Raw genomic sequence first — 20,274 nt, forward strand, 5'->3', positions numbered from 1 at the left:
TCATCAAGGTCCCCTTTTAATATGTTTGCCTAACAAAATTGCATTTTTAGCGTACCTCTTCCTTCTTCTACTATTACTTCCCCAACTGCTCCATTCACTAGAATTAATTGAGGGGGGACATGTCCAATATCTACTTCATAGAAAACTGGTATTCCCATCTCGTCAAAAATATCCCTTAATGCATCCACCAATGTAAAGTCCCCTAGATTTTCATATAGTCCTGCTCGCCCGATTAGAACACCATTACATTTATTGAACCAACCATTATACTTTAATTGCCACAAAGCTCGGTAGATTTTTGCTGCATCCATACCAACACTTTCTAAATACCATATTGTTCCTTCCTCAGAGCAATATTCGTTAATAAATGATTGAACGTAATCGAAGGGCGTACCTATAAGAATTTGCAATGTATTTAAACAGCCACCTATCAACCTACCTGTCATACGATTACTACGCTCTTGGTTTAGAACTTTCCATTCGGTTTCACTGTCAAAATAAAATCCTGTAGCAGGATTTTTATAAACTTGCTCCCAGCTCGATTGAAAATAGTGAGAAGAGCTTTGAGTTATTGAATGACCAGTCTTACATGTAATTACGTCTATCCATTTAGAAGAAAGTTCATCCCATTGAGGTGCAGATAATTCAGTAAAATTCACCCCATGTGCGGATGCGTACCCCGTCATGGTTGTGTATACAAAAGATAAAGTACTAATATCTGAATACCCTAATATCCATTTGGGTCCCGCTTTTTTTAATTCGTCCCAATCGATTAAAGGTAATAACTCCATTAGAAAACTGCCTCCCCACGGTGGCATGACGACATCTATTCGCTCATCTAATAAATAGTCCATAAGTTCAGAGACTCGCTTTTCTTTTGTTGTACTTCTACCTTTAAGCTGCGTCCAGGTAGTATTTCCAATAATAACTTTCATTCCTCTTTGTATTAATTGTTTTTCAGCTTCTGTTATTAATAGATGAAGATGCTGTTCGACTCCACTAGAGGGTGCTGTCACGCCAATCGTAAGAGGCGTTTTTAAAGTAGGATATTGTATTTTCATTTACCATCTCTCCTTTATGCCTGCAAAAAATAATTGTTTTACAACAACAAGACGATTTTGGGTCTCTTAATTAGTTTTGCTATATCAGATTTAGAATGCATTTTAACTAAAAATACAGCTATGAAAGTTTCAACACTATTTCTGTCCTTCACACACAGAAATTTTTACCAATTATACTTGTGTTCAGAAAAAAAAACCAACACAAAAATCTGTGCTGGTTAAATTTCTACTTTTGAATTTTCATATACTCATCACGCAACAGACTCATAATGATTTCATCAGAAAATGTATTATTCATAAACAAGGCCTGCCTCAAAACACCTTCTTTTTTAAAGCCGACCTTTTCATAGGATTTAATTGCTCTACTATTGTGTGAATATACCTGTAATTCTAAGCGATTCAGATTTAGCTTCTCAAATGTAAATCTTTGAGCAAGCCTAACTGCTTCTGAACCCATACCTCTGCCACAATTCTCTATATTATGTAAAGCTATACGGAACACTGCCTTTTTATTATCTAAATCAACTTCCATAATCGCCAAATCACCAATTACCTGATCATTATCGACTAAACAAATAGCAAAATCATAGCGAGAAGAATCTGCTTTAAAGCGTTTGATCGCCTCTTTGATTTGTTCCTTTGTTAAAATATTCCGCGTTCCTGTCATATACATGATTTCTTCATTTTGAAAGCATCTTATAATACTATCACTGTCATCTTCTCGTATTTCTCTTAAATAGACCTGTTGACCTTTTATCAATATAAACACCTCTTGTGCATTAAATAAGGAATCATCATGCATGTAGATGATTCCTTTGTTTGGAACTATTCCATTTGTTTTTCAGTGTGTACCTTCACCGATTTCTTCGCAGGGTCTTCCGAGGAGGTCACACCTAGAATATCAAGCAGGAACATAAATAGTGGAATACCTATGATTAGTCCCCATACACCAAGGAAATGCTCAGAAAAGAGAATGACCATAAATGTATAGAAAATCGGTAAATCTGTTTTGGCAGACATAAGCTTTGGATTTAAGAAGTAAGCTTCAATGGCATGTAAAACCATGACTATAACTAAAATATAGACGATGTACATCAAGCCACCAATGCTATATGCGATAATACTTAATGGTATTAATGAGATGATAACTCCTGCGACTGGAACTAAGCCTAAAATAAAGAGCATAATCCCAAGTGCAATCAAATGTGGGAAGCCCATAATAGAAAGGGCAATGACGGATAACACACAGTTAACAGCAGCAATAATAAATTGTGCTTCAATTACTTTACCAAATGAGCGGATGAATATTCTTGAGAAATAATGAAGCTCATCGTAAAGCGGCCCAATTTTACTATCCTTAAACTTAGCTGTAAACTCAATAATACGATTCTTTTCTAACAAGATGAATAAACTCAAAATTAGAGAAATCAATATTTGCATAATGATTTTACCAATATTCGTAATATTTTTAAGAGTTAAATCCACACCTTGCTCTAAATATTTCCCGAGCTCTATTTTCTCAAAAGTCGGTGCTAAGTATCTCGCAATCTCATTGTCATCTGGATCAAGATTAAAACTTGCAATGAGGTCGAAAAGCTGTGTGATCTGCTGGGTCACAATTGGTAAATATTTGTAAATAACAGCTACAATACCCGCAACAAGTAAAAGGTATAATGTTACCGTCACAGCTTTTTCATTCATCGGCGTATATTTTCTTATGCTTTTCGTTGTCTTCGTAGTAAGCTGGTTCATCAAATAAGTAATAATAAACGTAAGTAAAATTAGATTGATCATACTACGCATTAAGTATAATGCAAGAGCAATCCCGACTAGAATAATAAAACGCTTAAATCCATTACTCCGAAAGAAATTATTCATTTATTCACTCCTTCTACAAAACGGCCTCGCTGCCTCTGCTACCTAGGGCTACACTATAAAATTGATTTATAACAATACGCATCATTCTTATGTAAAAATTTCCCTCTCATTTAATGAGTATAGCCATCTACCTTCAAAATAAGACGAAATGTATGTTTCTTTTAGAAGTGTCTGTATAAAACCTAAGGCGGGGTTGAAGTGAATTGTATGTCTTGTCAAATTAAAAAGTCGATACTCTTATCCTTTGTGAAAGCTTTACCAGCGTATTAGCCAAAATTCTATAAATCTATTATAACCCTTTAAACCAGCATATCCAATTTGTATGTTCTTTTATAATGGTATTTGTATAGAACTTTTATCAACTATTACTTTATGCTATTTTGATTAGAGATATAAATTAAACAGAGACAAGGACTGATTCTATGAAAATTGCGAGAAACCCTCAGAACATTCATCCACCCGTTGTTCCTTATGTTCATCAAATTGAGGTGACGGGACCTCAGAGATGGTTAACATTATCAGGACAAATTGGCATGATAGCTGATGGATCTATACCTGAAGATGCAATAGCTCAATTGAAGATAGCACTTGAAAATATTAAAAGAAATCTAGATAGTGCCGATATGGAGGTTCAAGATATTACAAAGCTCGTCTTTTATTTAGTGGGGGATATGGATGCTATTCAACGTAAGGAAATTATCAGTGACTTCTTGGGGGAACATCTTCCATGCACAACATTAATGTATGTCGTTGCACTCGCTACGCCAGCTTTAAAGGTTGAGATTGACGCATGGGCTTGTAAGGAATTATAAATTCATCCTATGTTTTATAAACTAAATTTGTGCATTTTTTTCTTATTTTTTCAATACCCCTTTAGCAGTGCTAAAGGGGTATTGCCTTATTATTTAAGTAATGTCAGCGTCGTTGCAATGGCGTTATCAACAAACGAGCGTTGTGGCTGCGATTTCAGCATAACTGTTAACCCTATTAACGCAACAATTAATGCTTGCGCTAAAGACTTTGAATCCGTGTTCGCCTCTAGTTCTCCTGATTGAATTCCCCGTTCAATTGTCTCCTGAAAAATTACTGATAGATAGAGTTGATGCTCTCTTGTCAAAATCTCGAACTTCTCATCATGTGGAGCTAATTCAACCATTGTATTGATACAAAAACAGCCATTACTAAGATCTTTTGTATATTCAGCAGTAATCACATCTTCAAAAAATATAGAAAACGCCTGTTTTACAGAGGCATAACTTTGAAGTTTAGTCCGTATTTCGGATGCGCGAGTTGTCGTATATCTACGAAGTGCCGCTTCAAATAGTTCCTTTTTATCCCCAAACGTTGAATAAATACTAGGACGCTGAATCCCCATTCTAGTAGTAAGATCACTTAAAGAAGTCGCTTCATATCCCTTCTCCCAAAATAATTGCATTGCTGCCTCTAACACTTTTGCCTCATCAAATTCCCGAGTTCTTGCCATTATAGATACACCCCCATTAGGAAAAAATAGTAAGTTAATCATTGAATTTTACGATACTAAAAAGTATGTAATTATTTTATATCTGGCTTTTTTTATTGTCAATTTCATTTCATCAATCGAAATAAAAAGAAAATATATACCAAATAAATATTGACAAATCCAATGTAGTTAAGATATATTTACCAATAATTATTTTGTACCGAACGGTATGTTATAATTACAATTCAATTAGAAAGGGAGGTTACAATGTGAACAATGCAAATGATGATGCAATTCATATAAATCAATCATCTTCTTTATCCCAAGCTGTAACATTATTATTCGCTACAGCCTGCGGAATGTCTGTCGCCAATATTTATTTTGCTCAGCCGCTGCTAGATGAATTATCGAATGATTTTGCTATTGATCAATCAATTATTGGTTTGATTATTACTGTCACACAAATTTTCTATGGGCTAGGCTTACTTCTTCTAGTTCCACTTGGAGATTTACTAAACCAACGACGCTTGATTATTGGACAAATGCTATTGTCCTCTATTGCTTTGCTTCTAGTCGGTACTGCCTCCTATGTTGTAGTGCTATTTGCGGGTATGGCCTTAGTTGGTCTACTTGCAGTCGTGACTCAAACCCTTGTTGCGTTCGCTGCAACTATGGCTTCCTCTACAGAACGTGGTCGTGTCGTAGGCATTGTTACAAGCGGCATTGTCATTGGCATACTACTTGCTCGTACCTTTGCTGGGTTAGTAACAGATCTTGCAGGGTGGCGTTCTGTCTATCTAGCCTCCGCCGCGTTCATGCTTCTAATGAGTGGTATATTTTTAAAAGTTTTATCAAGGGGCGAACGTGAAGTAAAATCAATCACCTATTCTCAGCTAATTCAATCCGTGTTTACGCTGTTTATTCAAGAGCGAACATTACGTATCCGCTCTATTCTAGCCATGCTAATTTTCGCTGATTTTAGTATTTTGTGGACGTCCCTTGTTCTACCACTTAGTTCACCACCATTGGCTCTATCACACACTGTAATTGGCGCTTTTGGTCTTGTAGGTGTGGCAGGGGCATTAGCTGCTGCACAAGCGGGTAAACTTGCTGACCAAGGCTATGGACAAAGAACGACAGGTATTGCTTTAACGCTTTTACTTATCTCCTGGATATTTATTAATTATTTAGATAAGTCATTCTTGGCATTAATTATTGGCATTGTGTTACTTGACTTGGCAGTACAGGCAGTACATGTCACAAACCAGACGATGATTCTCCCATTACGTATAGAAGCACGAAGTCGACTGACCGCAGGCTATATGGTGTTCTATTCTATTGGTAGTGCTAGCGGTTCAATCGCTTCAACTCAGATGTATGCACATTATGGTTGGGGAGGGGTTTGCTTACTCGGAGCCTCTATTAGTACAATTGCTCTTCTTTTTTGGGCAATAACTAAACGATTTACTAAATAAAATTAGACTTGGAGAGATAACAAATGGAAATAGGAATTACTTCTTTCGTAGAAACAAAACCAGATGTTCACAGTGGTGAAGTAATTAGTCATGCACAGCGTTTACGTGAAGTAGTAGAAGAAATCATTCTTGCAGATCAAGTAGGATTGGATGTCTTTGGCATTGGTGAGCATCATCGTGAAGACTATGCCGCCTCTTCTCCAGCAATGGTGCTATCTGCTGCTGCTTCTCAAACGAAAAACATTCGACTCACAAGTGCTGTAACAGTCCTTTCTTCGGCAGATCCTGTGCGTGTTTTTCAGGATTTTGCCACATTGGATGGACTATCAAATGGACGTGCAGAGATCATGGCAGGTCGTGGTTCTTTTATCGAATCCTTCCCCTTATTTGGCTACGATTTACATGATTATGATGAATTATTTGAGGAACATTTAGACTTACTACTTAGCATTCGTCAGTCTGAGAAAGTAGTTTGGGAAGGTAGACATCGTCCAGCAATCAATCATTTAGGTGTGTATCCTAGACCTGTTCAAAAATCTCTCCCAATCTGGGTGGCTAGTGGAGGAAATCAACAATCTGCTATGCGTGCTGGCCTTTTAGGATTACCCCTTATGCTAGCAATAATTGGTGGCAGCCCAATGCAATTTGCACCGATTGTACAGCTATATAAAAAGGCAGCACTTCATGCAGGTCATGATTTATCAAAACTTCAGGTAGGTTCTCATTCAATAGGTTTCGTTGGATCGAATACGGAATGGGCAGCAGACACATTTTTCCCATCAACAATGGCTGGTATGAATAAATTAGGCAAGGAAAGAGGCTGGCCTTATTATGACCGTTCTAGTTATGATGCTGCAAGAAGCTTTGAAGGAGCATTATATGTTGGTGATCCAGATACAGTTGCTGAAAAAATTATTCATCTTCGTAAACATGTAGGAATTACACGGTTTATGCTATACGTTCCTTTAAGTACCATGCCGCATGATCAAGTCATGCAAGCTATAGAACTGCTTGGAACAGAAGTTGCTCCCCGTGTACGTGAAGAAGTCGCTAAATGGGAAGCTGAAATGGCTCTAGAAGGAAAGCCATTTCTTTAAGATTCATTATTCAACAGGAGGAGTATATATGACTATCATTAACCGAATTTTACCAGAATTAAGGCAGGCTTACTCAGAATTTCCTGGCTTTCGATTGGAGGAAGATTTAACTTGGAGTCGAGGTCTCTTGTCCAATCCACCTTCAAAAAAATCAGAAGATGTACTTACGACCAACTGTATGATTCCTAGAGGTGATGGGGACGAAATGCTAGTTAAAATCTATGAACCAGCTAAACGGGAACAGGATAAACTTCCAGCTATGCTTTGGATTCACGGAGGTGGCTTTGTCATGGGGCACCCTGATATGGATGATGTTTTATGTGAACGCTTTGTTGAGACAGCTAACTGCGTTGTCGTATCCATTGATTACCGACTAGCGCCTGAACATCCCTACCCAGCGGCTATTGAAGATTGTTATGCTGGATTAGTTTGGATGACTAATGAGCACCAATCACTTGGTATCGATGTCAAACGGGTGGCAATTGCTGGAGCAAGCGGTGGAGGAGGATTAACAGCAGCACTTGCATTAATGGCTCGTGATAAAGGAGGACCATCAATTATATTCCAGATGCCACTGTATCCGATGCTTGATAACCGAAATGTAACACCTTCCAGCTATGAGATTATTGATGATCATGCAACATGGAGTAGAACAAATAATTTGACTGCTTGGCATTTGTACTTAGGAGAGGAAAAGGACATCAATGCCCGTTCTCCGTATGCGGTCCCTGCAAGAGCTGAAAACTTTGCAGGATTACCGTCAACCTATATATGTATTGGCCAACTTGATTTATTTCGTGATGAAACCATTGATTATGTAACACGTCTTGCGCAGGCAGGAGTGGACGTTGAATTCCACCTCTACCCTGGCAGTTACCATTGCTTTGAGGTCTTTGTGCCTGAAGCAAAAGTAAGTCAACAGGCTATTCAGAACTATTTAGATGCCATGGCACGTGCACTCAATTTTTGATTAGCATTTCGCCTTCTAATAATAAAAAATGCGAAAATGTTGGCTATCAACATTTTCGCATTAATTGAAAATCTATTGTGGACGTTCTATCTCATAAATCTCGCAAACTTTAGCTTAGCTTGATCCTGCAAACCCGCTTAATCAAGCTCACGCACTTTAATCGGGATTAATGTTCTTTCTAGTTGTTCACGATGTTGCTCGTATTGAGGTGGCAACATTAATTGGCTTCCCATTGTCTCTGGTGTCTCGTCATGAGCAAATCCAGGAGGATCTGTAGCGATTTCAAATAAGATTTCGCCAGGTTCACGGAAATAAATCGCATTAAAATAATTACGATCTTTTACTTCTGTTACATGTTGTCCATGATTCATCACATACTCTTGCCATTCTAAATGATCTGTATTATCTTGGGCTCTCCACGCAATATGATGCACAGTTCCTACACCCATTTGGCCCCCTTGACCTGCAACTGTTTTTAAATCCACTGTATTGCCGATCTCTGCACTAGAAGTAAAACGCGTATAGTCACCTTCCGTCGCTACCTTTTCAAGACCCATTACTTCTGTTAAAACTTTGGCAGTTTCTTCAGGGTGACTTGAGAATAGTGTAGCTCCACCAAATCCTTTGATAGCAACCTCAGGTGTTACTTCACCAAATGACCATTCGTTGTGCCCGCCTTTCGCACGTGCCACGAGTTCAATATGCAAACCATGTGGATCATCGAATTGAATGACTTGCTCACCAAAACGTTCAGCTTTTTGGAAAGGAATCGAGTATTTCGCTAAGCGATTAACCCAAAATGGCAGTGCTCCTTCTGGTACAACATACGTTGTAACCCCAACCTGACCATCACCAATACGTCCTTGATAAGCATTAGGCCAAGGGAAGAAGGTAATGATTGTTCCTGGTTTCCCACCTTTGTCACCGAAATATAAATGATATGTGCCCGGATCATCAAAGTTTACTGTTTGTTTTACTAAACGTAAGCCTAATACTCCCGCATAAAAATCAATATTCTCTTGCGGATGTCCTACGATCGCTGTGATATGGTGTATACCTGCTGTATGTTTTTTCATGTTAACAAGCCCTTTCATGACTATATTTCTCACCTATACTATGCCCTATTTATACCTACCTCAATCTGTAAAAGCTTAGCGAATTGTATACAACGCTTTAGACCATGGGATCAATTGATCTAACATTTGGTTTACTGAATCTATTTGTACTTCTTTTGGTTTAAATTCTGTGCCATTTTCAAAATCTGTGAATAATGATAGTGCTGGATGAACACGCACATCTGCGATTAAAAGCTCACCCATAATCCCACGTAAATGTTCTGCTGCACGAGCACCGCCAACAGAACCATAAGATACGATTCCAGCTGCTTTGTTATTCCATTCAACACGTAAGTAGTCTAGTGCATTTTTTAATGCCCCTGTAATAGAGTGATTGTATTCTTGTACGATGAATACAAAACCATCTTGTTTAGCAATAATTTCTGACCAACCTTGTGCTCCTGAAGCATCCTGTCCTGGCTCACCTAATAATGGTAATTTATAATCAGCAATATCAATCACTGTATAATTGGCATCTCCACGTTGATCTGCAATTTCCTTTACCCACTGTGCTACTTGAGGGCTTACACGCCCCTCACGAGTTGATCCAATAATAATACCGATATTTAATTCTGCCATTGTTTGTTCCTCCTCTTTTTTTGTACGAAATAATTTATTAAAAAACCCCATAATTGTACCTCCTGGCGAAGCTAAAGGTTCGAATTCATTTATCTTGAATTTATTTATCTTGAATTCGAGATAATAATAACACGATATTTTTATAAACGTCAACAACTTTGTTTTGAAAATTAAAAAGGCAGAGATAATTAATTCTCTGCCTTCCCTAAAAGCTTATAAACTTGTGTTTTTAGATAACGATATTGACTATCATTAGTATCTTGAAAAGCCTCTACCCTATTTGAATCAATATCTTGGTAGTCGATTAGGTATGGAAATTGTTCCTCGGAGAAATCCTTTCTTTCTCCATTAATAATATTATAAAAGTGCCAGCCTTCCTCAAGAAATGTCTTCCTAATTTCTCCGCCAAGAATATCCTGCACAACTAATGAAGTGACGCCACATTGTCCTTTTGCAGGGTTGTCCACACTCCATTTAGAACTTGATTGAATGGACCATGATTTTCTTAAGGCATTTAATACGTCTTTTTCCATGCAAAAACTCCTTTCAAACACTTTAAAATGGAACTTCATCCATTCTTATTGGTGTCGACTTCCCTACTACCCAATCATCTTTAATAGCACCATAGACAATACTATCTGTCACAGTACCAACTTATTTTCCCAAGCATTTCTTTTGCACTAATAAATGAACTAAATCATCAATTTCTTCTTCAAATAATTTGATTTCCATACATATCTCCCTTCATCTATACGTCCTCACATATATCTGAAAAAATAAAGTTAGTTTTCGTATGTGCATATGGTTGTAATGCATCAATAAACTGCTCTACATCAGGAAAAGATTGAAAATGCCCCTTTAATAAAAAACATGACTCACCTGAAATGCGATAGCAGAAGTCTATATTTGTATAAACCTTCAGATGTTCTTTAAAGTCTGCATAGCGGTTATTTTTGATTGTCGCTTCAACAATAGCGTCAATTGGATAACCCAATGCTTTTTTATTAATATCCAATGTATACCTCTTAATAACGTTCTGTTCCTCTAATTGCCGTATTCTTTCGCGAACTGCTGGTGCAGATAAGTGAACCCTTCTCCCTAGTTCGCTCATAGAAATTCGACTATCTTCTTTTAATTCTTTAAGTATCATTTCGTTAATGAAATCCATTTTGTAAATACCCCTTCTTTTTGAAGGAAAAAAATCATATTTCCCTTCGAATTGATATGTTAACTTCGTTATGAACATTTTACACTAATTAATAGAAGGAGGAATGATTGATGACACTTATTCAATTATATGACAAGGGCTTAACACCCTTTCAACAATTATTAGGCTACAACAAGGGAATTCAGCTGCACTGGCAGCAGTTGGGGGAGGTACTCGAAAAAGACGGGCATCTATCCGCTTCATTAAAAGAAGAGGTTCGAAAAACTTTAGCTCAAAAAAATGGCTGTCAGTATTGTCAGGCAAAAGGCAAGCCTGATCCCCAGAACTATGATGAGAAAACGGCAGTATGCACAGGTTTTGCGGAAGCATTCTTAGCTGCTAAGGGGCACACCGCCCCCAACGTCACGGCTGTATTAAAGGACTATTTAATAGAAGCGGAGATTAGTGAGCTACTAGCATTTATTTGCTTCACGACAGCACAGCAATATTTTGGCGCACTCATGCAATTAAAATAATAAGGAGCTAGGGGCGAAACCCTAGTTCCTATTCCAGCTGCTATCCTTTTAATTCCATTTTATTAGCTATATCTATAATAAATTTCTTACTAAGCTCTTCTTTCATATTATTTTCAGCATCCACCATCACTTGTTCAATGAGACAGCCTTGATGATGGAAGGAATGATCGTGTTCAGAGGAACAACTAAATAATGAGGTTTGTCCTTCAATTGCATATATCACATCTAAAAACGATATTTCATGGGGGCGCTTAGAAATTCGATAACCACCGTTGACACCCGGGTTCGACTCAATTAAACCTGCCTTCACAAGCTTAGTTAATATTTTGGAAAGATAGGTTGGAGATAATTTTTGCATTTCTGCTAAAGACTCTACACTCATTGATTTCCCTTTGGGATTGAGTGTTAAAAACACCATTGTATGTAAAGCATAATTTGTTGCTTTTGAATACTTCATCATTCATCACCCTTCATTCAGGACCTTTATTATCTGCAATTAAAACACATTCTATCATAATTCAAGAAAAAAGCATGTTTTGTATGAAAACACGCTTTTATGATCCCTAGTCATGCTGTCCATAACCCGCTTCTCCAGCAAGAGCATCAGCCTTTGTTACTTGTACAGTCCCAAATGGATGATTTGGTGGCGCATAAATCGTGTAAAGCTTTAGTGGTTTATCCCCTGTATTCGTAACATTATGCCATGTTCCTGCTGGTACCATAATAGCCGTATCTTCTGCGACATGTCTCTGATAGTTTAAATAATCTCTAGTTGGCCCCATTTGAGTTAATCCATGCCCCTCCTCAATACAAATGAATTGGTCCACATGTGGGTGTACTTCTAAACCAATATCTTCTCCGACATTAAGACTCATCACCGTTACTTGTAAGTTTGACCCTGTCCACAATGCTGTACGATAATTTTTATTGCGCTTTGTAGCCTCTTCAATGTCGATAACAAATGGTGTTGGTCCAAAATCATTCTGGACATTACTTCTTGGCGCTCGTTCTGCCTGATTTGGATAGGCCCAATAAACAGGTTGATAACCGTAATGATACGATTGATAATTACCGTAATAAGGGTGGTACATTTATCTCAATCCTCTCATGCATGATAACGCTATAGTATGCAGTTGAATGAAAGAAGGTACTCACATGTAGTTTGACTTAATTGAGTAATCTTTATATATAGAATGGAGATAGGTATCCTGTTTGCTACATTAGCAGAAAAGCTTGCAGGCACTACTGCGATTAAATAGTTTTCTGGACACGGTGTTGAAGATGATTGGATTGTAGAAGTTGAAGCAGAGTTAGGATTCGAATTACCACCATCCTATTGCTGGTGGTTAAAAAATTATGATAATGGGCAGCTGAATGATGGATCTATTCTCTCGATCGGTCAACCAGCATACAGAGCCATTAATGATCATGGTATTCTCTCTATCCATCCTCTTAACTACTTAATGAATGACATGATCTATGAATATGCCTCTTCTTTCTCAGAATTTCTTGAAAAACTGATTGATGAGCGTAGTCAATAGTATGAGTTGCCTTATCTATGGGCAACTCACAACTCGGAAAATTCCTCTTTCAAGCGCTTACGAAATTTATCATCTGTAAGAAATTTCAATTGAAAACTATTCATACTATTTGAGAGCTTAATCTGCTCCATTGTATTTAAGTTGTTAGCAAAAAAGGCTATCTCTGTTTGATTTCCATCTTTATCTTCCGCATAGGCTGCTAGTGTTAACACAAATGCCGTCGACCCTCCCTTTTGACCAGCATGTTTTAACCATGCTTGATTTCTAGGATTCTGCATCAATTGCTCCAACACGGGATCTAAATATTTATGTACTTCTGCGCTAAAGAAATTTTTACCATTCAATTTTTCTAAAATAGAGATGTAATCACTTGTTGTGGCCCTTATTAAACGATCAGACCATATCTTTTGAAAATCCATATTGAGCATTTTTTGAGCTTTTGTTTTCTCCTCAATTGTTAAAGGATGTTCTATCCAATTCGAATGAATAGCCAATGCACGCTCACGATATTCAACCATATCCATTTTTCGCAAAGCAGTTAATGTTGCTTTTTTCGTTAAATTTTTTTCCTCCATCAAGTGAATGGGAATATAAAGTGCACTTACAATTGGATACAAAGGTTCATGATCCTCTACATTTAACTGTGTAAGCACATCATTAATTATTTGAAAGTCTAATACATGCATTAAATATTCCGTATTTGCATTAGAGCTATAGGCAATCATGCCATTTGCTACTTCACTTAAAGGTACACTATCTGCACCCTGAAGGTTTAACTGCGCCAACCATGCTTTATGTGCGCCACCATCTGTTTTAGGAATGTAAAATGCCTCTAACTCCTTTAGATTTACTTGCTCTTTAGGATTAATACGGCCATCCGCTGCTTGTTGCGCATAGGCGATGGCTACGATTATTTTAACTGTACTTGCTAACGGTAGCTGTTCCTTGGTGTTTAGCTCCACCCAATGTTGTTGATTATATTGAATGGCTACGGAAATATTTTTATCCTCTTTATGTTCCTTGATAAATTGCACGATATATTCAGGATCGTTCTTCTTGATTTCTTTTTGAAACTTCCAAAAAATAATGCTACATACAAAACCTATACAAACCAAAACACCGCCAATCATCCAATACAACTTTTTCATATTCATCCCTCCATCATTCAGCTGCTTCTAACAACCATTGCTGTAATACTTTAGACGACTGGTTATTTAATCGTAATGCTATTTCTGTTTTTATTTCTGGAGGCATCACTTCAACAAGTATGCATACAGAATCCCTTGCTTGATTCACCTCGAATAACCCTTCTTAGCACAAACTATTTCAGCTCCAATTGCTCGATGTTATCGATCGTTGACATACCTCTCCTCCTTAATGAATTAGAGAAGCTCGTAAATTGCTAACCCCATTTTCTAAATATCCTTTGAGGCATGTTAATGTATAGACCCAACCCTCTTTTTGGCCCATCATTTTTGTCACAATTTCTGGGTCATGTGCATTTAACCCAGATTCTACAACAGTAATAATTGTTTCACTTTGTGATTCTTCAAAAGAGACGGTAACCATTGTCACTTCACCATGCTCTTCTCCCCAAACAAACACAATTTTTTTATTCATCTCCATTTCAAGCACAGTGATCACACCCTCTGCACCATACTCCTCATATTTAAGCGTGATTCTTTTACCTTCTGCCCATCTTTCGGAACTGCTAGAAAACCAATAATGACCGATTTCAGTAGGGGAAATAATGGCTTCAAATACTTTATGGGCTGGTTGATTGATTTTTAGTTTCGTCGTCACATCCGTATTTATCATCATTCATCATCCTTTTTCATATTGTCTATCTACACCTTCGCCGAAATTTTCCATTAACCTTCCTTACTAATAAAAATTCACTAAAAAAGGTGCGATTCTCCTAATGGAATCGCACCTTTTCACTTAAAGTATTTTTTTATTATGAACAGTAAACTGAATATCTGCTACATTGTCGATAAAATTTTTATCATGTGTGACAAAGATTATTGTTCCCTCATAAGCAGCTATAAATTGTTCAAGGGCTTCGAGTGCTTGAATATCTAAGAAATTAGTTGGTTCATCCAACAGCAAAATATTATAATTTCCTAAAAATAGCTGACAAAGCTGAAGGCGTATGGCCTCACCACCACTAAGTGTGGTAATTTTCTTTTGTAAATCAGTGCCAGCAAACTGCATGGAATGAAGTACGCTTCGTAATAAACTTTCATCATATTCAGAGCGATTCTTTAAAAATTGTAGCACTGTTTCCTCACCAGCAAATTGGTAGCTCATCTGATGAAAATAACCTATTTTAGCCTTTGGAGAAATAGTTATACCCTCACCATTATTGGCTATATGTTTTAGTAATGTACTTTTACCACTACCATTGTTACCCTTAAGCGCAATTTTTTTACCTAACGGGATTTGGAAGCTCACCTCGTGTAATAGTACCTTATCTTGAGCATGTAAAGTGAATCGATCTGCCATAATGGGGTACTTATTATGCAATGCCAAGGCTTTTGATTGTCGAAAAACAATTTTTCTTTCTTCCTGAACCGCTTCTGCTTTATGAAGCTTCCCTATCCGATGTTCGATAGCTTTTGCTGCACGCTGTACGGCTTTTTGACTTGTGCCTTTGGACTTTGTCATAAACATACGATTAGGTTTAGCGTTAGCCTCTCTTTTAGACATATTGCCTACCTGAGCAATTTTTTCAGCTTTTTTCATTTTTTCATCTACAGCTTTTTCAAGCCTGCTCTTTTCTTTCAAGTATTGTTCATGAGCCTGATTTTGTTGATCTTGCTCTAATTGCTTTTGCATGGCATACTCGCTGTAATTCCCTGAGTAGATCGTTACCTTACCACCATCTACCTCCCATATCGTTGTAACCAGCTCATCTAGTACAGCACGATCATGGCTAATGAGTATGAGGGCCCCATAATAATAACGTAATTCATCTAATAAAAATGAGATGCCGAGTTGATCCAAATGTGTTGTCGGCTCATCAATAAGCAAAGCTTCCTCATAAGAAGTAAATAATTGTGCTAGCTTTAATCTTGTTTGCTCTCCACCACTTAATCCTTCAGAATACGTAGGTACTGCTAATTTCCCTAATAACTGTGGATCTGCCTCTATTAACGTTGGTGCCTCCATCTGTTCAAAGTATCCGAAATGAACATGCCTTTTCAATTTCCCACTTATTGGTTGTATCTTGCCAGCAAGTAACTTCATCAACGTACTTTTACCTGCACCATTTTTACCAACGATTCCTATTCGGTCAAATTGATGCACAGCTAATTTTTCAATATTTAATAGTTCTTTATCTAAATAAGTAACGACTACATTCTCTAACTCAAAGCAAACCTTTTCCATTTTGCTACCTCCCGAAATTGATCATTCCGTACCGATAGCGATGGTATCGATACGAGCTTTTAATCAAAGCTCGTATTAAAAGAATAATAGACTATACATTTCACTTTCCTCCCTACATTCAATAAAAAAACACAGACAACTTTGCCTGTGATGTAAAGTAAAAGAGATTTATTGTAAGACAAACGTCTCTTTTTTCTCATGATTATGAAGATGATTAAAAAAGGACAGACTATCCCATTTACTCTGTTTTCACAAAACAGCGTTTGGCCCTATTCAGTTACTGGTTCAATATTGGGAAACGTAGTCTCATAGCATGTGTCATTTTTTAATAACCCTCCTAGCAGTGTTACGACTATTATAAATTCTGGCTATAATATGTCAAGTTTCCAAAGTTCTCTCTAAAGACACACTAATTACTGTCGATATATCACAAATGAACATTCCAAAAAGTATATCATTTGCTGAAAACCTGATATAGTATGGAATTTAAGAAAAATAAAATTTGATTTGGTGGTGTTATGTGAATGAAGAAATATGTTATCGATATTTTAATGATTATGCTTGGATCACTGCTTTTTGCCCTAGCAGTTAACTTATTTGTTATTCCTAATGATTTAGGTGAAGGTGGCGTAACAGGCTTAACGATTATTGCTTATTATCTGTTCGGATGGTCGCCAAGTATTGTCAGCTTTGTTATGAACGCAGCTTTACTTATCGTTGGTTATAAATTTTTAAATAGACAAACAACAATTTATACAATCATTGCGGTCTCATTCCACTCTTTATTTTTACATTTAACAGAAACGTGGTCTATTTCTTCAGATGAGATTATCGTCAATACAATTTTTGGTGGCGTATTTGCAGGAGTCGGTATTGGCTTAATTATAAGAGTTGGTGGTACAACAGCAGGTTCTACAATTTTAGCGAGAATCACTAACAAATATCTTGGATGGAGTATTAGCTATGGACTTTTATTCTTCGATTTAATTGTTGCTTTTTCATCTTATTTTATCATTGGTGCGGAGGCATTAATGCTAACAATTGTTATGCTGTATGTTGGTACAAAGGTAATGGAGTTTGTTATTGAAGGGGTTAACCCTAAAAAGGCAGTTACCATTATCTCTAAAAAACCTGAAGACATTGCTGGACAGGTAACTGCTTATATGAATCGTGGGGTAACTGTGCTATCAGGTCATGGTTATTATACAAAGGAACAAAAGGAAATCCTGTATATTGTTATTAGTAAGCAAGAAGTTGTAAAGCTCAAAAAAATTGTCAAAGAAGTCGACAAGGACGCCTTTATTGCCATTCATGATGTAAGGGACGTTTTCGGAGAAGGCTTTATTGAATTAGCAAAATCATAAAACAATCAAAACACCTTTTGTAGGTAACAACAAAAGGTGTTTTATGTTGTTGAAAAAGATTTCACTAGCAGAAAAAGAACTTTTGGCAAAGCGAAGGGTTGATTTCCGTTCCGCCAGCGTCACTCAAATCACCATGTGCAAAAGTGTCTTTTCCTTATCTTTCATCCTAACAGTAAAGATCGAATAACCAATTAGAAGTAGCTTGGAACGGATGTTCATTTTCTCCTTTCACAAAAATTCTATTGGTGGTTTTGTTTTTCGATTTACCTATTTCTATCAATCTGTAAAGAGCTTTGGATAATGCTGTCTAATAGTGCTGAATAGCTGATCCCCGCAGCAAGGGCACTTTTTGGTAGTAGGCTATTTTGCGTCATGCCAGGCAACGTATTAACCTCCAACACATAAGGAACGCCATCCTTCATTAACATATCTACTCTTGCGTAGACACTGCATCTTAAAGCCTTGTAACTGATCATCGCAGCCTTTGCCACTCGGTCATGAATTGCAAGTGGTAGTTCCACAGGCTCCTCCACGGTAGAAGCATCGTCATATTTTGCCTGATAGTCAAAAAATACTGCTGTATGTTTGATTGACAGGACTGGCAATAGCTGTTCATTGAGTATTGGGCATGTAATTTCGTCACCAATCAAATACTGCTCAATAATGATTTCGTTATCCCACTTAAATACTTCTGCAACCGCAGCCAATAAGGCACTCCGATCATGGACAATTTGAACACCCACACTAGAGCCGCCAGCATTTGGTTTAACTACAAGTGGATAACCCATAAGCTCTATATCCTGCAAGGGCAACTCCTCTTCCTTTATGAGATGCACCCAATCTGGAGTTGCGACACCTTCATATCGAAGGATTTTTTTTGCCATATTTTTATCCATGCACAAACTACTTGCTAGAAGACCGCTTCCTGTATAAGGAATACCCAACGTTTCTAGTACCCCCTGAATCGTACCATCTTCCCCGAACTTACCGTGAAGTGCTAACAAAGCCACATCAATATCACCTACCTTGTCAATTACCTCTTTGTTGTTATCTAATGTGATTGCCACAACTTCGTATTTTTGCTTATCTAATTGAGTGACCATTTCCTTACCTGTCATGATGGAAACCTGCTTTTCAGAGGAAGTACCACCCATAATTACGCCAACCTTCATTTTTTCAACTCCTCATAACGTTTTCAATGTATCACCAATAATTTGAATACCTCGAACAATATCGTCATCTGCTAAACGGGAAAAACCTAAACGAAATGTATTACTACCTCTTCCATTTGTATAAAATACATCACCTGGATAAAATACAACGCCCTTGTCATAGCATTTCTCAAGCAACAATCGTGCATCTACGTCCTCTTTTAGTTCTATAAAAAGGTGAAGCCCCCCATCCCCTGTTATCCTGCTATAGGGAATGTATTGGATACAAGCTTGACGGGCAAGCTCATATTTTTTCTTGTAAACAAATCTTGCTTTCTTTAAATATTTTTCAAAGTAACCATCCTGTAAATATTGATATAACACTGCCTGATCCAGTGTTGATGTATGAATTGTTCGAGCTCTTTTCATACTTTCCAAGCTATCAATTAACTCCCTATCTGCTAAAATCCAGCCAACACGTAAGCCTGGGAAAAGAATTTTAGAAAAGCTACCAATATAGACAATGTTATTACCTATACCGCTAAAAGCGATTAGTGGTGCCAAATGTGAGCTTGAATACCTTAATTCCTCATTAAAACCATCTTCTATAATGGGTATTTGATATTTGGAAAAAAGCTGAAAAATAGCACTCCTTTTCTCGGAGGAAGTGACAATTCCTGTTGGATTATGATAGGACGGGATAAGATAGGCAAAATCAAAGTCCTTATCTGCTAATGTTTTTTCCACCTGTTCCATGTCAATCCCGTCATCTTGCATATCGATGCCATGTACGTCTAACCCATGCAAACGGAAAAGCTTCAATGCTGCATGATGTGTAGGATTTTCACATAGTACACGCCCTGATTTTTTAGCTAAAGAGGACAATAAAATATCTAGACCTTCTGTAAAACCATTTGTAATTAAAATATCTTTATTAGAAATGTCCACACCTTTCATCTCCATATAGCTAAGAAGGTGGTCAATTAAGGGCTTATAGCCCTTGGCATAGCCATAGTTTAAGACAATATCTCCTTCAATGGACATCCTTATGAGAAATGCCCTTTTGAAATTTTCAACATCAAAAAGCTTTTCTTCTGGAGCTATACTAGTAAATGAAATCATGCCTTTTTTCCAGTGTATATCTTGTCGTATTAAATCAATTTCATCAGCTAACAAAGTTGTTTCATTCAGCCTTTGTTTCCAATCTATTTCAATAGAAGAAGTTTTCAATGTAGTAACCTTTCCGATAAAATGCCCTTTTCCTTTCACTGCATAGATGATGCCATCTAGCTCTAATTCGGCATATGCGTTCAGCACCGTGTTTCTACTGACCGCTAATAACTTACTAAGTTCACGGGTAGATGGAAGCTTTTGATGTTCCAACAGATGCCCCTTGACAATCATGTCTTGAACATAATCCTTCAATTGTACATAAACTGGCCGTTCATCCATAAGCTTAAAATCACTAAACACTTCCTAACCCCCTTGCTTCATTTTTGCATAAACCC

23 protein-coding genes and 1 pseudogene are annotated in these 20,274 nt (G+C 37.3%); 7 read left to right on the top strand and 17 right to left on the bottom strand.

The window, feature by feature from the left end; genetic code table 11:
* Positions 1-29: 29 nt before the first annotated feature.
* The 3 genes from B3D98_RS19695 to B3D98_RS19705 form a co-directional block, all read right to left on the bottom strand.
* Positions 30-1,061, bottom strand: coding sequence for a S66 family peptidase (locus tag B3D98_RS19695; protein ID WP_048394013.1), 1,032 nt, complete (start codon positions 1,059-1,061; stop codon positions 30-32).
* Between the two features lie 226 nt (positions 1,062-1,287).
* Positions 1,288-1,863 (bottom strand): GNAT family N-acetyltransferase, encoded by a 576-nt coding sequence (locus tag B3D98_RS19700; protein ID WP_288585481.1) that lies wholly within the window; start codon positions 1,861-1,863, stop codon positions 1,288-1,290.
* 23 nt (positions 1,864-1,886) lie between these two features.
* Positions 1,887-2,939, bottom strand: a complete 1,053-nt coding sequence (locus B3D98_RS19705; protein ID WP_048394009.1) for an AI-2E family transporter — start codon at positions 2,937-2,939, stop codon at positions 1,887-1,889.
* Between the two features lie 422 nt (positions 2,940-3,361).
* Between B3D98_RS19705 and B3D98_RS19710 the strand changes: the two genes are divergently transcribed.
* Positions 3,362-3,751 carry a RidA family protein gene (locus B3D98_RS19710; protein WP_288585485.1) on the top strand — a complete coding sequence of 130 codons (390 nt, stop codon included), beginning with the start codon at positions 3,362-3,364 and terminating at the stop codon, positions 3,749-3,751.
* A gap of 89 nt (positions 3,752-3,840) precedes the next feature.
* Here the strand turns inward: B3D98_RS19710 and B3D98_RS19715 are convergent, their stop codons facing one another.
* Positions 3,841-4,422, bottom strand: a complete 582-nt coding sequence (locus B3D98_RS19715; protein ID WP_048394004.1) for a TetR/AcrR family transcriptional regulator — start codon at positions 4,420-4,422, stop codon at positions 3,841-3,843.
* A gap of 248 nt (positions 4,423-4,670) precedes the next feature.
* Between B3D98_RS19715 and B3D98_RS19720 the strand changes: the two genes are divergently transcribed.
* Genes B3D98_RS19720 through B3D98_RS19730 form a run of 3 tightly spaced genes read left to right on the top strand, consistent with a single transcriptional unit; the run spans position 4,671 to position 7,943 of the window.
* Positions 4,671-5,876 carry an MFS transporter gene (locus B3D98_RS19720; protein ID WP_288585488.1) on the top strand — a complete coding sequence of 402 codons (1,206 nt, stop codon included), beginning with the start codon at positions 4,671-4,673 and terminating at the stop codon, positions 5,874-5,876.
* A gap of 23 nt (positions 5,877-5,899) precedes the next feature.
* Positions 5,900-6,973, top strand: coding sequence for an LLM class flavin-dependent oxidoreductase (locus B3D98_RS19725; protein ID WP_279493375.1), 1,074 nt, complete (start codon positions 5,900-5,902; stop codon positions 6,971-6,973).
* A gap of 28 nt (positions 6,974-7,001) precedes the next feature.
* On the top strand, positions 7,002-7,943 hold the full coding sequence (locus tag B3D98_RS19730; RefSeq protein ID WP_054549694.1) for an alpha/beta hydrolase: 942 nt from the start codon (positions 7,002-7,004) through the stop codon (positions 7,941-7,943).
* A gap of 137 nt (positions 7,944-8,080) precedes the next feature.
* Here B3D98_RS19730 and B3D98_RS19735 read toward each other — a convergent pair whose 3' ends face one another.
* The 4 genes from B3D98_RS19735 to B3D98_RS19750 form a co-directional block, all read right to left on the bottom strand.
* Positions 8,081-9,019, bottom strand: coding sequence for a ring-cleaving dioxygenase (locus B3D98_RS19735; protein ID WP_054549741.1), 939 nt, complete (start codon positions 9,017-9,019; stop codon positions 8,081-8,083).
* 75 nt (positions 9,020-9,094) lie between these two features.
* Positions 9,095-9,688, bottom strand: coding sequence for an NADPH-dependent FMN reductase (locus B3D98_RS19740; RefSeq protein WP_004231581.1), 594 nt, complete (start codon positions 9,686-9,688; stop codon positions 9,095-9,097).
* Positions 9,689-9,825: 137 nt separating this feature from the next.
* Positions 9,826-10,170 carry a YunG family protein gene (locus B3D98_RS19745; RefSeq protein WP_048393998.1) on the bottom strand — a complete coding sequence of 115 codons (345 nt, stop codon included), beginning with the start codon at positions 10,168-10,170 and terminating at the stop codon, positions 9,826-9,828.
* Positions 10,171-10,385: 215 nt separating this feature from the next.
* Positions 10,386-10,805 (bottom strand): Lrp/AsnC family transcriptional regulator, encoded by a 420-nt coding sequence (locus B3D98_RS19750; protein WP_054549696.1) that lies wholly within the window; start codon positions 10,803-10,805, stop codon positions 10,386-10,388.
* Between the two features lie 110 nt (positions 10,806-10,915).
* On the opposite strand from B3D98_RS19750, the gene B3D98_RS19755 reads away from it, so the two are divergent.
* Entirely contained in the window at positions 10,916-11,320 is a 405-nt protein-coding gene (locus B3D98_RS19755) for a carboxymuconolactone decarboxylase family protein (protein WP_288585499.1), read from the top strand.
* A 40-nt stretch (positions 11,321-11,360) separates the two neighbouring features.
* On the opposite strand, the gene B3D98_RS19760 is transcribed toward B3D98_RS19755, so the two are convergent.
* Positions 11,361-11,780: an Rrf2 family transcriptional regulator gene (locus B3D98_RS19760; RefSeq protein ID WP_054549697.1), complete on the bottom strand. Its 420-nt coding sequence runs from the start codon at positions 11,778-11,780 to the stop codon at positions 11,361-11,363.
* 103 nt (positions 11,781-11,883) lie between these two features.
* The gene (locus tag B3D98_RS19765) at positions 11,884-12,411 is read right to left on the bottom strand and encodes a cupin domain-containing protein (protein WP_048393994.1); all 528 of its coding nucleotides are present in this window, start codon (positions 12,409-12,411) and stop codon (positions 11,884-11,886) included.
* Between the two features lie 198 nt (positions 12,412-12,609).
* Here B3D98_RS19765 and B3D98_RS19770 point away from each other — a divergent pair, with 198 nt between their 5' ends.
* Positions 12,610-12,861, top strand: a complete 252-nt coding sequence (locus tag B3D98_RS19770) for an SMI1/KNR4 family protein (RefSeq protein WP_233436351.1) — start codon at positions 12,610-12,612, stop codon at positions 12,859-12,861.
* A 26-nt stretch (positions 12,862-12,887) separates the two neighbouring features.
* Here B3D98_RS19770 and B3D98_RS19775 read toward each other — a convergent pair whose 3' ends face one another.
* The 5 genes and pseudogenes from B3D98_RS19775 to B3D98_RS21700 form a co-directional block, all read right to left on the bottom strand.
* Entirely contained in the window at positions 12,888-14,009 is a 1,122-nt protein-coding gene (locus tag B3D98_RS19775) for a serine hydrolase (protein WP_103118968.1), read from the bottom strand.
* A gap of 13 nt (positions 14,010-14,022) precedes the next feature.
* Positions 14,023-14,160 (bottom strand): annotated as a pseudogene (locus B3D98_RS19780) (hypothetical protein); the annotation flags it as partial.
* A 75-nt stretch (positions 14,161-14,235) separates the two neighbouring features.
* Positions 14,236-14,679 carry an SRPBCC family protein gene (locus tag B3D98_RS19785; protein ID WP_054549700.1) on the bottom strand — a complete coding sequence of 148 codons (444 nt, stop codon included), beginning with the start codon at positions 14,677-14,679 and terminating at the stop codon, positions 14,236-14,238.
* Positions 14,680-14,802: 123 nt separating this feature from the next.
* The gene (locus tag B3D98_RS19790) at positions 14,803-16,251 is read right to left on the bottom strand and encodes an Msr family ABC-F type ribosomal protection protein (protein WP_288585506.1); all 1,449 of its coding nucleotides are present in this window, start codon (positions 16,249-16,251) and stop codon (positions 14,803-14,805) included.
* A 277-nt stretch (positions 16,252-16,528) separates the two neighbouring features.
* Entirely contained in the window at positions 16,529-16,573 is a 45-nt protein-coding gene (locus tag B3D98_RS21700; RefSeq protein WP_115364072.1) for an erythromycin resistance leader peptide, read from the bottom strand.
* Between the two features lie 202 nt (positions 16,574-16,775).
* Here B3D98_RS21700 and B3D98_RS19795 point away from each other — a divergent pair, with 202 nt between their 5' ends.
* A complete protein-coding gene (locus B3D98_RS19795; protein ID WP_036079667.1) occupies positions 16,776-17,615 on the top strand; it encodes a YitT family protein in 840 nt (279 codons plus the stop codon).
* 263 nt (positions 17,616-17,878) lie between these two features.
* Here the strand turns inward: B3D98_RS19795 and B3D98_RS19800 are convergent, their stop codons facing one another.
* Together B3D98_RS19800 and B3D98_RS19805 are read right to left on the bottom strand one after the other, a co-directional pair.
* Positions 17,879-18,787 carry a D-alanine--D-alanine ligase gene (locus tag B3D98_RS19800; RefSeq protein WP_048393986.1) on the bottom strand — a complete coding sequence of 303 codons (909 nt, stop codon included), beginning with the start codon at positions 18,785-18,787 and terminating at the stop codon, positions 17,879-17,881.
* Between the two features lie 12 nt (positions 18,788-18,799).
* Positions 18,800-20,239: a PLP-dependent aminotransferase family protein gene (locus B3D98_RS19805; RefSeq protein ID WP_066037936.1), complete on the bottom strand. Its 1,440-nt coding sequence runs from the start codon at positions 20,237-20,239 to the stop codon at positions 18,800-18,802.
* Positions 20,240-20,274 lie beyond the last annotated feature (35 nt).

This window comes from Lysinibacillus sp. UBA5994 (assembly GCF_002429725.1).
Classification (GTDB): domain Bacteria; phylum Bacillota; class Bacilli; order Bacillales_A; family Planococcaceae; genus Lysinibacillus; species Lysinibacillus capsici.

Coding starts and splice junctions, on each gene's coding strand:
- B3D98_RS19730 (WP_054549694.1), top strand. CDS start 7,002: ATGACTATCATTAACCGAATTTTACCAGAATTAAGGCAGGCTTACTCA.
- B3D98_RS19740 (WP_004231581.1), bottom strand. CDS start 9,688: ATGGGGTTTTTTAATAAATTATTTCGTACAAAAAAAGAGGAGGAACAA.
- B3D98_RS19735 (WP_054549741.1), bottom strand. CDS start 9,019: ATGAAAAAACATACAGCAGGTATACACCATATCACAGCGATCGTAGGA.
- B3D98_RS19710 (WP_288585485.1), top strand. CDS start 3,362: ATGAAAATTGCGAGAAACCCTCAGAACATTCATCCACCCGTTGTTCCT.
- B3D98_RS19700 (WP_288585481.1), bottom strand. CDS start 1,863: ATGCATGATGATTCCTTATTTAATGCACAAGAGGTGTTTATATTGATA.
- B3D98_RS19745 (WP_048393998.1), bottom strand. CDS start 10,170: ATGGAAAAAGACGTATTAAATGCCTTAAGAAAATCATGGTCCATTCAA.
- B3D98_RS19705 (WP_048394009.1), bottom strand. CDS start 2,939: ATGAATAATTTCTTTCGGAGTAATGGATTTAAGCGTTTTATTATTCTA.
- B3D98_RS19800 (WP_048393986.1), bottom strand. CDS start 18,787: ATGAAGGTTGGCGTAATTATGGGTGGTACTTCCTCTGAAAAGCAGGTT.
- B3D98_RS19755 (WP_288585499.1), top strand. CDS start 10,916: ATGACACTTATTCAATTATATGACAAGGGCTTAACACCCTTTCAACAA.
- B3D98_RS19790 (WP_288585506.1), bottom strand. CDS start 16,251: ATGGAAAAGGTTTGCTTTGAGTTAGAGAATGTAGTCGTTACTTATTTA.
- B3D98_RS19785 (WP_054549700.1), bottom strand. CDS start 14,679: ATGATAAATACGGATGTGACGACGAAACTAAAAATCAATCAACCAGCC.
- B3D98_RS19715 (WP_048394004.1), bottom strand. CDS start 4,422: ATGGCAAGAACTCGGGAATTTGATGAGGCAAAAGTGTTAGAGGCAGCA.
- B3D98_RS19795 (WP_036079667.1), top strand. CDS start 16,776: ATGAAGAAATATGTTATCGATATTTTAATGATTATGCTTGGATCACTG.
- B3D98_RS19765 (WP_048393994.1), bottom strand. CDS start 12,411: ATGTACCACCCTTATTACGGTAATTATCAATCGTATCATTACGGTTAT.
- B3D98_RS19695 (WP_048394013.1), bottom strand. CDS start 1,061: ATGAAAATACAATATCCTACTTTAAAAACGCCTCTTACGATTGGCGTG.
- B3D98_RS19760 (WP_054549697.1), bottom strand. CDS start 11,780: ATGATGAAGTATTCAAAAGCAACAAATTATGCTTTACATACAATGGTG.
- B3D98_RS19725 (WP_279493375.1), top strand. CDS start 5,900: ATGGAAATAGGAATTACTTCTTTCGTAGAAACAAAACCAGATGTTCAC.
- B3D98_RS19775 (WP_103118968.1), bottom strand. CDS start 14,009: ATGAAAAAGTTGTATTGGATGATTGGCGGTGTTTTGGTTTGTATAGGT.
- B3D98_RS19750 (WP_054549696.1), bottom strand. CDS start 10,805: ATGGATTTCATTAACGAAATGATACTTAAAGAATTAAAAGAAGATAGT.